Annotated in this window: 1 protein-coding gene; it reads right to left on the bottom strand. The window is 64.5% G+C overall.

Annotated elements, in window-relative coordinates; all coding sequences use genetic code 11:
* Positions 1–248 (bottom strand): dUTP diphosphatase (gene dut, locus AC0L3U_RS39950; protein ID WP_473365204.1); only part of this gene is annotated, 248 nt, incomplete at both ends.

The raw sequence follows: 248 nt of genomic DNA, 5'->3' as shown, positions 1-248 counted from the left end.
AGCACCAGTTGGGCGATACGCTCGCCGACCGCAATGTTGAATGCGGTCTGGCCACGGTTCCAGCACGACACCATCAACTCGCCCTGGTAGTCGGAGTCGATCAGGCCCACCAGATTGCCCAGCACGATGCCGTGTTTATGACCCAGGCCGGAGCGGGGCAGGATCAGCGCTGCGAGGCCCGGGTCGCCGACGTAGATCGACAGGCCGGTGGGGATCAGGATCGTCTGGCCTGGCTCAAGCACGGTGTC

This window comes from Bradyrhizobium sp. Kon69 (genome assembly GCF_055807515.1).
This window is presented reverse-complemented; position numbering and strand designations above follow the sequence as displayed.